Genomic DNA, 16,063 nt, shown 5'->3' with positions numbered 1-16,063 from the left:
CCCCGCCGCATGAATGGAGGCGTGTCGGGCACACCCTTCGAGCCGGCGAGCCAGATCAATCAGCTCGGCGATCTGGGGATTGGTCTCGATCGCCCGCTTCAGATCGGGATTCCGGTTGATCGCCTCGGCGATGCTCACGTTACGACCCCGTATTGGGGGAGGGATCATGGCGGCGACCTTCTCCACCTCGCTGTACTTCATGTCGAGCGCCCGCCCGACGTCCTTGATCACTGCCCGCGAGGCCAGCGTCCCGAAGGTGATGATCTGGGACACGTTCTCCCGACCGTAGAATTCGCTGACATAGTTGATGACCTCCTGACGACCGCGCACGCAAAAATCAATGTCAATGTCGGGCATGGTCACCCGCCCCGGAGAGAGAAACCGCTCAAACATGAGATCCCACTGGATTGGATCCACATCGGTGATGCGCATGCAGTAGGCCACCAGACTGCCCGCCGCACTCCCCCGGCCCGGCCCGACGGGAATCCCCCGACTGCGGGCATAGCGGACCAGATCCCACACAATGAGAAAGTAGCCGGGGAACCCCATCTGTTGAATCAGTCGGATCTCATAGTCCAATCGCTGCTCATAGACGCTCAGCGGATGTTTCAATTGACCTCGCGCCCGTTTCTCTTCCCACTCGGGCAGACGGGAGGCAAATCCTTCCCGCGCGATCTTCTCGAAATAGCTATCCACCGTGTAGCCCGCCGGGACGGGAAAAACCGGGAGATGCCCGACGCCCTCCGGTCGGGGAATTTTCGCCTCGCATCGCTCGGCGATCTCCACCGTGGCCTGAAGGGCGTGGGGAAGCTCCGAACCGAAATGGGCCCACATTTCTTCCGCCGACTTGACGTAGAGTTGGTCGGAGTCATAGCGCATCCGGTTGGTTTCCTTGACGGTTTTCCCCGTGCCGATGCAAAGCAGAACATCGTGAGCCCGGGCATCCTCTCGCGTCAGATAGTGACAGTCATTGGTAACGACCAGCGGAATGCCCGTTTTCTTTGAGAGTTCGATCAATCCCCGGGCAACGTCGCGTTGTCCGGCAATGCCATGATCTTGAACTTCGAGGTAGTAATTGCCCCGTCCCAGAATATCCTGAAACTCAAGGGCCTCGCGGGCCGCTTCGTCAAATTTGCCTTGCTGAAGGAGCGCCGCCGGCACTCCCGACAGACAGGAAGAAAGCGCCACCAGCCCCTCGTGGTATTTCTCGAGCAGCTCCTTATCAATGCGCGGCTTGTAGTGAAATCCCTCCAGGTAGGAAAATGAGCTGAGCTTCACCAGATGGCGATACCCGGTTTCGTTCATCGCCAGCAGGATAATATGATAGATCGCCTTCCCGGAATCGCGGTTGCTGAGGGGACGATCGAAACGACTGCCCCGCGTGAAGTAGGCTTCCATGCCGATGATCGGCTTGACGCCGACAGCCGAGAGCTTTTCGTAAAAGGAAACGGCGCCGAAGAGATTCCCGTGATCGGTCACGGCAATGGCCGGCATCTTCAACTCGGCAGCCCGGCGAGCGAGCGCGTCAATCTGAATGGCCCCATCGAGCAAGCTGTAGTCCGTGTGAAGATGAAGATGCACAAACGACTTCGCCATCGCGCGCCTCTCTCCGTTCTCAATACGTTGGGCTTGACGGCGCTAATATATCAAAATCTTGTGTTCGGTCAAGAGCCCGTCGGGTTCCGCCAGGAGCAAATCACTGCAGTTTGCAAAGGAGCGTGCCCTGTGAGCGCACGCTTCGGCCGTGCCTCTCTGCCCGCAAGATGCGGGCGCCCGGGACGGGCAATTGAAAACCGCTAGGCTTTCGGCCAGGGGCCCCTTGTGGATTCATCGCGTGCCCGGACGTCCTGAACAGTTCAGCCTAAGAAACAGCTCGCGAGGCCGGCCCCATCACCCCACCATCTCCGCTTTCCGGATGAAAGGCTCCACCGGAAAGATCACCCGATGGCATTTTTGATCGGGCGGGGAATCGGGGTTTCCGCGCCCCTCTCACGGATGATTTTTGAGAGTCCGGTGGCCGTGAAGGTGTGGAGGAAAGGCTCGCCTGGGCGGGGAAATGTGCTTTCGGGGAGACCCTCACAACGGCGATGAGGAAGGAGGGCGCCGATCCTTCCTCATCCGCATTCGTTGTGGCTCAGGTTGTCTCATTCGCGGCGAAGACCGATGACGCCCGCCGTGTTCCGTTCAACGAAGAAGACTTCGCCGGTCGTCGGACTGACGGCGAGTCCGGCATTTTGGTACGAAAGGGATGTGATGGGAGCGCCGCTTATTGTGCGCACGCTCGAATGGGCGATGATGTCGGCTTGCGACGCGAAGAGCGTGGCATCGCCCCGACCGCCTCCAGCATTGGCCACGGCGATGATTCCGCGATTGGCCGCCTGGCCGCTCGTGCCAAAGGCATTGGCCAGATAGATGATGTCATTGGGTCCAATGTCAATACCGCTGTAACCGACATCGGTCGTTCCCAGATCCGCTTCGATGTCGGTGGCGGCAACGAGGACTGACACCGCTCCCGTCTGAGGGTCAATCTCCAGAAGATCATCGTTAGATTGTGCCCGACCGCTATTGATCACAACGAGTGTTCCTTTGGCCGGGCGCACGGCGATGTCATTCAGATCAATGTCCTGCCCAACGCCCACAACGGCTTCAAGCTGCGATTGAGAGACGAGTTCCGTCGCGGCGGTTTTGCCACCGTCGGGCGAATGCACGTCAATCTTGACGATGCTATCGCCATTGACGGCGTTGAAGCGGTCGTTGAGCGTGATGTAGGCGGTATATCCGATGACGGCCATCGAGCGATTCCCCTCAATCGAAGACGCCGGCGAGAGGGGGAGAAACGGCCGATCCAGGCCCGCGACGAGCCTCACCACGGGCGGCGTCGCCGTCTGATCAACGTGGAAGAGATAGGCGACCTCAGGATCGGCTCCGTCGGTGAGAATGATGACGTGTCCGTCACGATCCACGTCGAGCGTTTGCGGGGTCATCACCGTCGGCGCCGGATCCGGTCCGTTCTCGTTATCCACCTTCTGCTTCAATGTTGCCGTATCGGTGACCTTGGTGAAGACCGGAGGGTTCACCGATACATCCACAATGAAAATCTCGTTATTGGCCTGATCGGAGAAATCGCTGAGAAGAAGTTTTCCGTCCGCCGTGACGCCGAGGCGTCCGGGACTGGCTCGCGTTGGATCCGGCGTGGCATTGGCGGCGGCGAGTTGCGCGCCGGTAATGGCCATGCGAATCACCAATGTTCCTTGAGCAAGAGAAAGCGGGCTCCCCAAGGGGAGCAGCAAAAGAATGACCCACAATCTCCTCATAAGTCCTCCTCCCTGAGCGTGTGGATTCTCGCCCCCATGCTAGCAAATCGAGTGCGCGTCCTCAATAGCCGCGGCGGTTGGCTGCTTTCCCGTGCTCGGGCGTTAGAACGTGAAGCGAAATCCGAACTGGAGATCGCGAGCCCGCAACCCGAAGGTTGGCCTGAGGAAATCGCTGCGAGGACGAAGCGTGAAGACGCGCGACGTGATGCCGCCGCTGCGCGTCGCATCGAAGGCATCAACCTGCACCCCGGTGAACTGAGGCCGGTTGAAGAGATTGAACGCTTGAAAGATGAACTCCAGTTGCTTCCGTTCGGCCAGGGGGATGCGCTTGCGCAGGCTGAAGTCAATCTGGTTGCGTCCGGGTCCGCGAAACACGCCGCGCCCGAGATGCGGCGCCCGATCATCCGAGACGTTATCCTCGTTGATGTCCGTATCGGTGCTGGAGCCAGCGAGATCAGCCGTCACGGCGCGACCGCTCGTGAACGTTCCGATGCCGCTCAGGCTCCAGTTGCCGAGAAGATGACGCACAATGGGCTGGCTCGCCTGCGAGAAAAACGGCAGATCCCATACGCCGCTCACCACCAGCCGGTGCCGTTCATCAAGTCCCGACAGCCCCCGATCGCGCCGGGCATTGAACGGATCGAGCATGTCGGTGAAGCGGGCATCAATGGAATTTCTGATGTCGTCAATGGTTTTGGCCAGCGTATAAGAAACAAGCAGCGACATCCCGCGATGAAAGCGCCGATTCACCCGCACGGCCAGGCCGTGATAGAAGGAGTTGGCCACGCTCTCCACCCGGTTGATCTGGCGGAAATTCGGATTCGGCCGGAGCGAGGTGGGCGAAACGACGCCGATGCGAGGAAATTGCATCGTCTGGACGATCTGCCCCGACTCATTGAGCACGCGAATGGTCGCCACTCCGGCGGGACCTTCAAGCGGCGGTCGCACGTTGATGTTGCGCGACCGGGAAATATGGACGCCTCGCGTGAACAGATACGCTACCGACACCGACGTCTGCCGGAACAGCTCCCGCTCGATCTCCAGATTGGCCTGCTCGGTGTAGGGATTCACCCGATCCGGAGCGAAGACCATGATGTCGGAAAACGGATCGGAGAAACGGATTCCACCCGGTGGAGCGGTGAGCCGAGGGAAGCGCGTCCGCGAGAGATTGAGCGGATCGAGCGTGCTCACCGGCGGGAAGATGATCCCGTTAGCCTCCGCTTGCTCCCGCGAGAGGAAGATGTTGATCGAATAAGCATTGTTGTTGGTCAGGGCATCGTTGAGCATGAGATTCGGCGTTACCCCGTAGAAGATGCCGAACCCACCACGAATGACCGTCTTCTCGTCTTTGAAGGGAGAAAAGGCAAAGCCCAGGCGCGGAGCCCAATTGTTCCTGTCTTCGTTAATGATGGCGGTCTCGGGCACCAGAGGATTCACCACCAGCGGCGAAGGCAACGTTTGCAGTTCATAGCGCACGCCGTAGTAGAGCGTCAGACGAGGACTGATGCGATAAGTGTCCTGGGCGTAAAATCCCGACACGGTCGTGTGCATCGTCGTCAGGGGATCCCCGACGTAAAACCGTTGGGTGTAATTGCTCAGCACGCCGTTGAGGAAATCGGCCACGCTGCCGAAGCTGTAGGTCCCGTTCAGGTTGTTGCCGAAGAAATTGCGGTCCACGATCCGATTGATGTCGAGGCCGGTTTTGATGGTGTGTTTTCCGGCGATGATGGAGAGATTATTAATCCACTGCTGGCGACGCTCGCTGGTGAAGCGGCCGGGGAAGGCTCCCGGCAGAGAGTGCAGGAAGGTGCGCCCGCCCAGATTGAAACCTGCCACCGATATCTGCGGCAGGAACGGATCGTTGGCGAAATCGCCGGTATCATCGAAGACGAAGTTGAAGCGAAATTCATTGATGAGGCGAGGTGTGAGAATGGAGTTGAGGGTGATGACGCTCGTGTAGCTATTGGTGAAATTCTTGGCGTTGCCGGTGATATTGGTGGTAGTGGTCGGCGTGGTGAAGACGCCGTTCATCGAATCGAACTGTTGAAAATTGTGCGTGAGCGTGAGCGTATGATTGGGAGTGAGTTGCCAGTCGAGCCGGGGGAAGAAATTGATCTGGTCGAAGTCGCGGGGAATCGAGCGGACGAGCGGACGAAAGATGCGCTCGGCCAGCTCGCGGTCAGGTCCCCGTAATGCGGCGATCTCGCTTTCCAGACGGGCCCCGAGAATCACCGTCACCGGCTCGTTGCGCACCTGCTGGTCATAGTTGAGGAACCAGAAGAGCTTGTTCTTGATGAGTGGCCCCCCGAAATTGCCGCCGAATTGTTGACGCCGCTCAGGGGGCTTGGGCACGCCGTTCGCATTGTTGAAAAACCCGTTGGCGTTCCAGACATCGTCGCGGATGTAGTAAAACGCTCCGCCGTGCCATTCGTTGGTCCCGGAGCGGGTGATGGCGTTAACGATGCCGCCGGCGGCGCGACCGAACTCGGCGGAGAAATTGTTATTGGCCACGCGAAACTCTTGAACCGTCTCCTGGCTGAACTGAAACGGGGCGCGCGTCCGCCCGCGAATTTCGCCGAAGTAGGCGTTGTTGTTGTCGGCTCCGTCTACCTGAATATTGTTGAAGACGCGATCCATGCCGGCGAAGCTGACGTTGCCGAAATCATCGGCGGCCGTCACTCCGGGAGTGAGAAGCACAAGTTCGGTCCAGTTCCGCCCGTTGAGCGGAAGAACATCAATGACCGATCGCTCGATCACCGTCCCCGGCTGCGTCCGCGACGTCTCGATGACCGGAAGCGTTTCGGCGGTGATGAGGATTTCCTCTCGAATCCCCGCCGGCTGGAGCGTGCCGTTGACCGTCAGCGTGTCCCCGACGCGGAGTTCGACATCCTCCAGCTTCAACTCGGCGAACCCCGGTTTGGCGAAGGTCACGCGGTAGGTCCCCGGCGGCAAGAGCGGAGCCACATAGTATCCGAGGGTATTTGTCTTGACCGTGCGGGTGAGACCCGTCGCCGCATTGACGACCGTGACGGTGACGTCGGGAACAACGGCGCCGGTCGGATCATAAACATATCCTTCCAGTGTGGCCGCAGCCGCTTGCGATTGAACTGCTGCTGCGTGCACCGGAATAAAAATAAGGATCAATGCTGCCATCAGGACGCACACGATGGTCTGTCTCATAACCGACCTCCTCGGTGTGAATTCACACACAACTTTACCATACCGGGAAAAGCAAAAGCGAGAAGAACAGATCCCTCCGAAGACAGCTCATTTCACGCCGACGGCCTCGCCCGCCGCTCTTGCTCCCGTGCCCACCGGAGGGTAAAATTTCCCACGTCATGTGTTGCGGGATGTTCGGATGTTGCGGGATTTCGGCCTTTGTCTTAGGGGCCGGCGTAGCTCAGCAGGTAGAGCAGACGATTCGTAATCGTCAGGTCATCGGTTCGAGTCCGATCGCCGGCTCCAGTATTTTTGAGCATCTCGCCGTTTAGTACCGGAGGCGAGGGGATTTCCCCACGGAATGCGGATACCTTAGCGATCTCCCGGCCGCAGGCGAGCTTTCCCCTGCCGCAAGAGATTCCCGGCCACCTCACGGAGCGCGGCCCTACCCCCGACGCGATGAAAAGTGAGCGGAGACTGAGCGATGAGCCGATGGACGGAGGAGTGCATCACCCGGTCTGTGCGTGCTTTTCGGAGGAGGGAGGCCTTGTGCTACACTATCGGGCACAATCGTATCGTTTGTGGCGATGCGTGAAAGCAGCAGACACGCGTCACGACGTCAGCCGGATGGAGAATCAATGTGAATCAGATCACCCGTACCAACTCTTCAATGGGAGGATTCGTTATGAGAATGAGAGGCATGGCGGTGGGGCTTATACTCAGCTTCGTCGGGACGTCGGCACTGGCTCATAACGGGCGGCGCGTCCCCCTTCAGGTCTTGCGCACGCAGAAACTGACCGATTCCACCTACGTCCTCATCGGGCGCGGTGGCAACGTCAGTTTCACCATTACCGACGACGGGGTGCTCGTCGTTGACGATAAGTTCGATGACGTCGCACAGGAGATCATCGCCGAGGTGAAGAAGGTCACCGAGAAGCCGATTCGATTCCTCATCAACACGCACCATCACCAGGATCATACCGGAGGGAATCGGACGTTTCTGAAGATCGCTACGCTCATTGCCCATCACAATGTGCGGAAGAATCTCGTGCTCACTCGGGAACAAGCGCTGCGGACATTGCCCGAGCGCATCGCTCAGTTAGAGCGGCAGCTCGCCGAGGCGGAACGAAATAATTCTCCTCAAGCAGCGCAGGTGAGAACGCAGCTCGAGAACGCCCGAAATGCCCTGGCCTCCGCCCGGCAGGTGCGCATCGAGGAAATTCTTCCCACGCTGACTTTTGATAGTGAAGTGCGCCTGTACCTCGGCGGCGAGGAGATCCACGTTTTTCACGTCAAGCGCGGTCACACCGATGGGGATTCGATCATCTATTTCACCCGCCAGAAGGTTCTCCACATGGGCGATCTCTTCGTCAACGGCACGTTCCCTTTCATTGACGTCAACGGCGGAGGAAGCAGTCGCGAGTGGATCGAAACCCTCGATGCCGTGCTCCAGCGCATTGATCCCGCCACCCAGATCATCCCCGGTCATGGGGATGTCGGGACGGTTGCCAATCTGAGAGAATTCAGGCAGTACCTCAGCGATTTGCGCGCCGCCGTCAAAGAGGCGATCGAAAAAGGATTGACCAAGGAGCAGGCGCAGGCTTCGATTAAACTCGATAAGTATCGTTGGACCGCCGGATTCCAGAGTCTGCAGACCAACATTGCTACCGTCTACGACGAAATCAAGAGCGGAAACTAAATCGAGGGCGCGAGGCTCAACAACCATTTCCAGAAGCAGCTCTTCTTCCGGCGCTGACAGGCACGTCGCGGATGACAGGCGCGTGAACTCCGTCGGCCGGGAGAAGATTTGTTTTGGACAAAACCGATGGTCATCTTGCTCATCGGGTCAAAATCGGCTATAAGTTCTCTCCTCTTTTTTCAAAGCGAGAGTCAACCGAACCGGCTGGCCCTCGAAGCAAAGAGGAGATTGACGCGCGAAGGAGGCAGAAGCGATGGCATATACAATTGCCGAACCGTGCATCGGAACCAAGGATACTGCCTGTGTGGATGTGTGCCCGGTGGATTGCATTCATCCGGGGAAGAATGAGCCCGGATATGACATCGTCGAGCAATTGTACATCAATCCTGAAGAATGCATTGACTGTGGAGCCTGCGTTCCTGCCTGTCCGGTGGAAGCGATCTTTCCCAACGATGAAGTGCCGGAGAAATGGGCTTCCTATATTGAGAAAAACGCGGACTATTACGCTCTGTCGGCGGCCGATTTCCAGGCCAAGTGGAATTCGCCGAAACCCGAATGACATCTCCTCCGTGTCCCTCGGGGACAGCCCCCCATTGCATTCACGGGGCACTCGAATCGTCATGAGGGGAGGCCGTCGGGGAACCAGCCGGTGCATCTCCGAAAGCCGCCTGAGGGGCATCTCGCCGGGAGCAATCCCTTGTGAGTGAGGGGCAACCATCCCCGACCATCATGGGGACAGTACGTCACTGATGAACGATCGGAAACGACGCATCGCTTTCACCGGCGAGGAGGTTCCCCGCCTCATCCTCGACCAGAAGGAGCAGCCGAGCCGAAGGTGTTTGCAGATGTGAAGGAATCTGCCAGTCAAATCGTCGCACATGAGGTCCCAATGCGGGTGCGAGAACGATCGGATAGGTTCGTCCTCCATTGAGGGAGAGGCGAAGTTGCTGACGGCGGACAGGAACCTCGGGCGCAACCTCCCAGGTGATCGGCAGAAGGATTCCAGCCGGAGCCACGGGGCTTCCCTGCGGCTGGGTGAGACGTACTCGCGCTGATCGCCGGGCAATCACAATGGGCAGGTCAGTTTCGTCAGCTCCCGATCCATTTTCATTGAAAGCCAGCACGGCCAGGCGAGCCGACAGAGCCGCCGTTTCGGGAACGGTCCATCGGAAACATCGGGCATTGGAGGGAAGATCGGACGCGATTGTCTCCGGCAGGGCTCCCGGACGGGGAAAATAGAGCAGGGTGAAACTCGAAGAGTTTGGCGTCGCCGCCCATCGGATGAGAAACGTCTCGCCGGGACTCACGACCTCGCCTCCGCCAGGAGAGACTAGCGTCACCCCGGGATATGACGGTGGCGCAATGACCGACTGTGTTGAATAAATCCAGTCGCCCAGGCGCGTCCCATCACCGTCAGCAGCATTACCCGTCGCATAAAAGGCGATCGGGCCGACATCGCTTTTCGGAGCGATCCAATCGAACGTCCAGATGGCTCCATCGCGTTGACCGAAGAATGTTCCAGCGAAGGTGTGTTCGACGTAGATGCGGCCCGCCGGTCCGCGAACGAGCTGGGTGTGAACGGGATCAGTGATGATAAACTCCCCCGCCGGTGTTGCACCTTCAACCGTGAGGGCCGTCACCTGAAGCCCCCATCGCCGCTGTCCGGGCTGACGGAGTTCGACGGTTATCGTCATCCGCTGGCCCGGCTCGTAGCGGGAAGGATGGGTGAGGGTGAGAATACCGGTGCCGGAGTTGGTCTCTTCGCCGAATTCGTCGTGGCACTCGGTGCAGGTATTCTCTCCAGGAGCGCCGGTGAATCCGGGCAGGGGACCGGTGGAAAATCCCCAGGCGAGCAGGCCCGCCAGCAGGAACAATCCCACACCAGGCAGAACCCCGACTGCCGGTATCCACCGTCTCCGCGGCCCGGACCGCTCGGTAGCACCGCCTTCTGTTGCCCGCACGCCGGTGGCCACGCCAACCCGATCCTCAGGGGAGGAAATTCAGCAGTTCGAATGTCCCGCCGAGAAGTTCCCGCGAGCTGACGCCGAGCCATCGTTCGAGGATCGTAGCGTAGATCGAACGAAAGTCAATCGAGAATTTGGTGCCATCATCCTTGTCCAGATCAGTCAAGCTCGGATAGACGCCGAAGAACCCGCCGCGGACGGGCGTGCCGATGACAAATTGAGGACCTGAGGCGCCGTGATCTGTTCCCCGGTTGCCGTTTTCTCCGACCTTCCGCCCGAACTCGGACCAGGTCATGATGAGGACCTTATCGTCAACGCCCAGTCGCTTCATATCTCGATAAAAGGCGTCAATGGCGTCATCCAGATACTGGAGCAAGAGCGGTTGGCCTCCCTGTCCGTTGGCGCCGTTTTGCGTCTGGTGGGTGTCGAATCCACCGAGCGTCACGTAGAGAATTTTCGTTCCCAAACCTCCGCCGATAATTTGCGCCGCCATTTGCAGGACGCGGGCCAGCGGATTCGCGGTGGGATATTGGATCGCTGGATCCGGCGTATACCGACGGATGCCCGTTTGCAGCCCTTCGGCGCTCTGGTAGGCGTCGAGGGCGACCTGGCGGATGATCTCTCGATAAGTGTTCTCGGACGCCGCTTCACGGTTGAGGGCGAGGAAGGCGTTGATGCGATTGGCGGCATCCTGCGGATACCGCGGATCGGTCTGAAAGCGATAGGTTTCGAAATTGCTGATGGCCGGAACGATGACTTCCCTCGCTTTCAATCCCAGCGGGAGCGTTCCTCCCAGATACACCCCGATGAGCGGATTGTCATTGGAAGGATAGGCTACGTCCAGGTAGTCGCCGAGCCACCCCGTCCCATCCGGGCGAACAGGATTAGCCGTATGCCAGATCGCCATGGACTCAAAGTGAGAGCGGTTGGGGTTGGGATAGCCGACCGCTTGGATGACGCCGAGGTGTCCCTGATCCATCAATGCCTTGAACTTGGGAAGCCGGGGATGAAAGCCGAGCTGATTCCCCGCGCTGTCGGTTCCCACCGGAAGGACCTGATCGGGCGCAACGGCCAGAGTCGGTCGTCGCTGCTGATAGGTCGCGTAGAGCGAACCGCTCAGGGGAATCACCGTATTGATCCCGTCATTGCCACCGGCCAGTTGAACGACGACCAGTATTCTATCGGTCGGGCTGAGCGCAGCCGCTTGCGTCAGCGTGCTGTTGGCGGCCAATCCCAGATTATGGTAAAAGGCCTCTCGGCTCAACCCCACCGCCATCAAGGTGAAGCCGCTTTGTTTGAGAAAGTGGCGTCGCGTTGTCTTCTTCATAGGTTCGCTCCTTAACTCAAGTGATACTCCGGCAAGCACATGATCAGGTGGATCAAGCCCCGGACTTTATTATCAATCGTATCGTTGCGGGTGATGTCGAAGGGGAACTGACCGTTTCCATTGTTGCCCGCGAGCAGGTAGTTGATGAGCGTCGTGCGCGTTTCATGGGAAACGGGAGATTGCAGCAGCAGATCGGTCAGGACATCCACGACCTGCTCTGGCGTTTGTGCTCCCTTTTGCAGTAACAGAGTCCGCAACGCATCGGTCGAAAGCCCTCCCTGCCGCGCATCAAACGTGACGAAGGTGTTGGCGAAGTTGAATCGCGCCAGATCAAAGGTCGTGTTTATCCAGTTAAGTCCTTCCTTCCACCCGCTCACATCGAAAGGAGCCCAGAGCAGTTGTCCCATCTGATTGGCCCAGAAAAGAACCGTGCGCAGGAGGGGAGGGACCGGTAGGCTCTCCGGATTGGTATCCGCCGTCGTGGGATAGGTGAGAGGAATTCCCTCGGGCTTGAGCAGACGGAATGTTCCCACAATGTACTCGGTCGGGCTCTTCACATGAGCCTTGAAGGCCTTCTCTGAATAGAAGGCTTCGGAGACGAGGTTGCCCGGCGTGAAGATTGTCCGCAGCATGTTCTTGATGGAGTATTTCGGCGATCCGTTGTCAAAGACATCGGCCAGGGCATTGATGATCTCCGGCTCCGGATCGTGATAGCCGAAAAAGCGAAACAGGCGCAATCCGAGGAACCGTCCGACGGCTGACTGTGCCTGCCCCGGATTGCGGTGGGCGACGATGTTGTCGAAGATGAAGTCGGCATTGGTGCCGCCGCGCTTGCCCAGGTGCTCGTAGGGACCGAAGTCATGATCCCGACTGTTGAAGAAGAACGCGCGAGGGAAATTGTCGTTGTTTTGTCGTAGCGGGCGCACCGTCCAGCCGGTCAGTGCGCGTGATGCCTGGCGCACATCGCGCTCGGTGTAGTTGGGAACCTTGGCGACGACATCTTCGACGCCCATCGAAAAGAGTTCATGCAGCTCGCGGGCGTAGTTCTCATTGGTCCCAACTTCACTGTCCTTGCGCCGATTGATGACGTTATCGAGCCAGTAGAGCATCGCCGGATCCTTGCTCAGATATTCCAGCATGAGGCGAAAATTCCCCACGGGAAAAGGATTGGCGGGATTGCGCCGCATCACCTGGCCCGTATCGGGATTGAAATTGCCGCGAAAGTTCTCGTTCTGCAGGTACATCTGGCGTGGATCCGGTACCCCAGCCACCGAGGTGGCAAACAACTGGTGCCAGAACAGTACCATCTTCTCCTGCAACGGTCGGCTGGTCGTGATCATGGCATTGAGCCACCATCCGAGGACGTTCTCGGTATATCCCCGTGGGGGATTGCCCGTCCCCACATTGTAATCGAGCCCCGGTGGCGGAGGGGCGAGATTATCGGGAACGTTCTCAAAATCAAGCAGCAAATCAATGGTCGCCTGGAGTCCGCGAGCGACGCCAGCCTCGATCTCTTCGGGTCGCGCCGCGAACCCCGCTCGACGCAACAGATGGGCGATCTTGTCCTGATCATCCAGTGGCATACGAATCCTCCTCCAAAGGATGTGGTGCAGGCTTTTGAGCCTGTGCCGGGTCGCAGACCGGAGAGTCTAGATCCCTTTTCCTCACTTCGGAGCGGAACCAGGGCTCCCTCGCAATGGTGCCGCTAATGAAAGGCCAGTAGCGCAGAGGCCGGATGCCATCATAGTCAGGAGGATTTTGCGATCCCGATGAGCGTCCACAGCGGGAGAGCGACACATTTAGCCTGGATTCCAATTGCTCTCTCGTGCCGGAAGGCCCTTGTCTTTGAGCATCCGCCAGCAGAAGCGGTGCGGCACAGGGCGTGACATGATTTGTCATTGCGGTCCGGCCTCCCTTTTAGTTCTGCTCGTCCTCTCTGACGGCCTCCGAGGATAAAAAGTTTGAAAAATTTTTCCCTTCCTAAAAGTGTTGCCAGGCCGCCCCAATAATACTGTTCCGGGCAAAAATTTTGCAACGCACATCTATCACGGAAGGAAACATCCCGGTTGTCGGTCGCCAATCCGCATGGAGGCAAGTTAACCTCATCCCGGGGGAGGGGACGAGGCCTGTACCGGGCCTGCCTGTGCGTGGCACGCAGACGGGAAGGGCGAAGTGCCCTTCTTCGTCTCTGAGCAAAGCGCGCTATCCTTCGCAGTGGTTGCGCCGGTGGCATATTTTTGCTTGAATGAGTGGCTTCATCACGGGTTCGGTGTGAGGGCAAAGCGGACCATGCCGCGTCACAAGGAGAAGACGGTCACGCCCTCTCCGGTGAGGGTAATGCAGGAGGCCGAACCGGATGCGCTCCCTTCGGGGAGCCCGCACCTGCCGCCGTTTGAGGTGGCCGAGTTGCCTCCTTATCCCGGCAGTTTCTGGCGCGTGGTGGGACCGGGAGCAGTCCTGCTCGGTCTTTCCATCGGAGCCGGGGAGTTGATCATCTGGCCAACGGTCGTCGGACGCTACGGGGCCGGGATGATCTGGGCTGCCGGTGTGGGCATTTTGCTGCAAATGATCATCAATCTGGAGCTGGCCCGCTATGCCCTGGCAACGGGGGAAACGGCCTATACGGGATATGCCCGGCTCTGGCGGGGCTTCGCCCATATCTTTATTCTCCTGACGCTCACTTCCTGGTTGCTGCCGGGCTGGGCCCGCAGTTGCGGTGAAGCCGTACGCGCTCTGGTGCTCGGCCCGCAGGTTACGGCGCACGATGGAGGACCCGATTGGGCCTGGACGACTCTCACCTTTGCCGCTGTGGCGGTCATTCTCTTCGGCCCCAAAATCATCTATCGCTCGGTCGAAATTTCCACCGAAGTGATGGTCGTGATTATCCTTGTCGGCCTCATCGTCCTCGCCCTGTTCATGGGGACATCCGACACCTGGGCTCGCCTGGGGCGCGGCGTGCTCAATCTCGGGCATAAAGAACCCGACGTGAGCTACGCGGAATTTTTCAGTTGGATCGTTTTCGCTGGGGCCGGAGGCACAGCCAATCTTTTTTATACGTTTTACCTCCGCGATAAGAACCTGGGCATGGGAATTCACGTCCCGGTCCTGACGAATATCTTACGCGACCGCAGCCCGCGCGATTCTCTGACCGGATATCGGTTCCCCGATCATCCCGTTCAGCAGCGACGGTGGCGACAGTGGTGGCGCCACGCCGTTCAGGATCAGGTCCTCTTTTTCTGGTTTTTGAACAGTGTGACGATTTTGCTCTTCATTTTCGCATCGCTGGCCGTCGTTTTCCCGTTGACGGAGCAGGGAGTGATCACCTGGCAGGGGACCAAAGCGTTTTATGAGGGGAAGGAGATCAGTTTCCTGGCGCTCGAAGCGCTTGTGCTCGGTCGTTTCTTTCGCGGAGCCACGACGATCTTTTTGCTGGTGGCAGTAGCTACTCTGCTGTCCACTCAGTTGACGCTGGTGGATGGCGTTTCCCGCAGCCTGGCCGACATCATTCACACGAATTTTCGCGCGGCCCGATCGCGTCCGCTGGGATTTTGGTATGCGGTGACGGCCATCGCCTGGATCGTCCTGGGGTGTCTGCTGACCTACGTCCTGGAGACGAGCACTCGTGCCCAGAGCTTTCTCTTCCTGACCGGATTCTCGGGCGGAATCGCCATGGCTCTTTATTGTCCACTGACGTTGCTCATGAATCGTCGCTTCCTCCCCCGAAGCGCCCGCCCCGGCTGGCTCATGACGGCGCTCATGATCGGAGTCAGCGCCTTCTATATCGGATATGCCGCTTCATCGGTCATCGCACCGATAGTCTCCTGGGTAACATCGAGGTTATAGCAGGTCTCCGTCAGAGCGCCTCGCGGGACGGCCTCCTGCTCCTCCGAAACAGTGAATCCCGAAGGACACCGACCGGTGAGGGCGGATGATCTTTGTGTCGTCGTGATCGTTCATGGCCGATGCGTCTCTGGATCTCGTCGGCGATGGCATGGAGCGAGAAGATTCCGTGACACGTGATCTCTTTACCGATTTCGCGACATCATCACCGCCGACGGGTCGGCGGGTCCGCCTGATCGTGGCTGCTCTTGGCGCCATTGTCATTGTCAGTGCGACGATGTTTATTCGCTTCCATCGTCTCGACAGGGCACTGAAGCTCGAGGTTCACTTCGACGGCTATCAGTTTCACATCACCAATCGGGAGAGTGCGCCCCTGAGAGAAATCGAGATTGTCCTCAATGACCGGTATGTTCCCCGATGGAAAGGGCTGCCGCCATCGGAGATCGCTCCTGGTGAGACGTTGCGCCTTCCGCTGGCCTGGTTCTGGAGGCCGGATGGCGTGCGGTTCTATCTCACCGATCCGGTGCGCCATCTGATGATTCGTGCCTCCGTCAAGGGAAAGCGAAAATCGCTGGCGCGAACCTACCTCTCGCCCTGATGATCCTCAACGGCGGATTCCCAGCGGAATTGCCCCTCTCAAAGCTCACGCGGGGATGCAGCTTCCCCTGCAAAACAAAGAAGGATCCGCGTAACTCTGACACTCACCCTGTGCGGCTGATCCCCACGGTCACGCTCATTGATCGAGGCGGCCGAGTTCGCT

The 16,063-nt window shown here is 58.8% G+C and carries 10 protein-coding genes and 1 tRNA gene; 5 read left to right on the top strand and 6 right to left on the bottom strand.

Going from position 1 to position 16,063, the window contains the following annotated elements; genetic code table 11:
- From dnaE to VNM72_09920, 3 genes are all read right to left on the bottom strand, one after another.
- Positions 1-1,596: DNA polymerase III subunit alpha (gene dnaE, locus VNM72_09930; protein HXF05721.1), on the bottom strand; the 1,596-nt coding region annotated here is incomplete at its 3' end.
- Between the two features lie 548 nt (positions 1,597-2,144).
- Complete coding sequence (locus VNM72_09925; GenBank protein ID HXF05720.1) at positions 2,145-3,314, bottom strand: hypothetical protein; 1,170 nt, start codon at positions 3,312-3,314, stop codon at positions 2,145-2,147.
- A gap of 102 nt (positions 3,315-3,416) precedes the next feature.
- The gene (locus tag VNM72_09920) at positions 3,417-6,494 is read right to left on the bottom strand and encodes a TonB-dependent receptor (GenBank protein HXF05719.1); all 3,078 of its coding nucleotides are present in this window, start codon (positions 6,492-6,494) and stop codon (positions 3,417-3,419) included.
- A gap of 209 nt (positions 6,495-6,703) precedes the next feature.
- On the opposite strand from VNM72_09920, the gene VNM72_09915 reads away from it, so the two are divergent.
- From VNM72_09915 to VNM72_09905, 3 genes are all read left to right on the top strand, one after another.
- Positions 6,704-6,779, top strand: a tRNA-Thr gene (locus VNM72_09915).
- A 379-nt stretch (positions 6,780-7,158) separates the two neighbouring features.
- The gene (locus VNM72_09910) at positions 7,159-8,172 is read left to right on the top strand and encodes an MBL fold metallo-hydrolase (GenBank protein HXF05718.1); all 1,014 of its coding nucleotides are present in this window, start codon (positions 7,159-7,161) and stop codon (positions 8,170-8,172) included.
- Between the two features lie 253 nt (positions 8,173-8,425).
- Entirely contained in the window at positions 8,426-8,731 is a 306-nt protein-coding gene (locus tag VNM72_09905; GenBank protein HXF05717.1) for a ferredoxin family protein, read from the top strand.
- 184 nt (positions 8,732-8,915) lie between these two features.
- Here the strand turns inward: VNM72_09905 and VNM72_09900 are convergent, their stop codons facing one another.
- Genes VNM72_09900 through VNM72_09890 form a run of 3 tightly spaced genes read right to left on the bottom strand, consistent with a single transcriptional unit; the run spans position 8,916 to position 13,046 of the window.
- Complete coding sequence (locus VNM72_09900; GenBank protein ID HXF05716.1) at positions 8,916-10,145, bottom strand: choice-of-anchor V domain-containing protein; 1,230 nt, start codon at positions 10,143-10,145, stop codon at positions 8,916-8,918.
- A gap of 13 nt (positions 10,146-10,158) precedes the next feature.
- On the bottom strand, positions 10,159-11,463 hold the full coding sequence (locus VNM72_09895; GenBank protein HXF05715.1) for a DUF1501 domain-containing protein: 1,305 nt from the start codon (positions 11,461-11,463) through the stop codon (positions 10,159-10,161).
- An 11-nt stretch (positions 11,464-11,474) separates the two neighbouring features.
- Positions 11,475-13,046 (bottom strand): DUF1800 domain-containing protein, encoded by a 1,572-nt coding sequence (locus VNM72_09890; protein HXF05714.1) that lies wholly within the window; start codon positions 13,044-13,046, stop codon positions 11,475-11,477.
- A gap of 706 nt (positions 13,047-13,752) precedes the next feature.
- On the opposite strand from VNM72_09890, the gene VNM72_09885 reads away from it, so the two are divergent.
- Entirely contained in the window at positions 13,753-15,306 is a 1,554-nt protein-coding gene (locus VNM72_09885) for an Nramp family divalent metal transporter (GenBank protein ID HXF05713.1), read from the top strand.
- A 112-nt stretch (positions 15,307-15,418) separates the two neighbouring features.
- On the top strand, positions 15,419-15,901 hold the full coding sequence (locus tag VNM72_09880) for a hypothetical protein (GenBank protein HXF05712.1): 483 nt from the start codon (positions 15,419-15,421) through the stop codon (positions 15,899-15,901).
- Positions 15,902-16,063: the final 162 nt, after the last annotated feature.

Source organism: Blastocatellia bacterium (genome assembly GCA_035573895.1).
In the GTDB taxonomy this organism is placed as follows: domain Bacteria; phylum Acidobacteriota; class Blastocatellia; order HR10; family HR10; genus DATLZR01.
The sequence above is the reverse complement of the archived record's forward strand: the minus strand, read 5'-3'. Positions and strand labels throughout refer to the sequence as shown.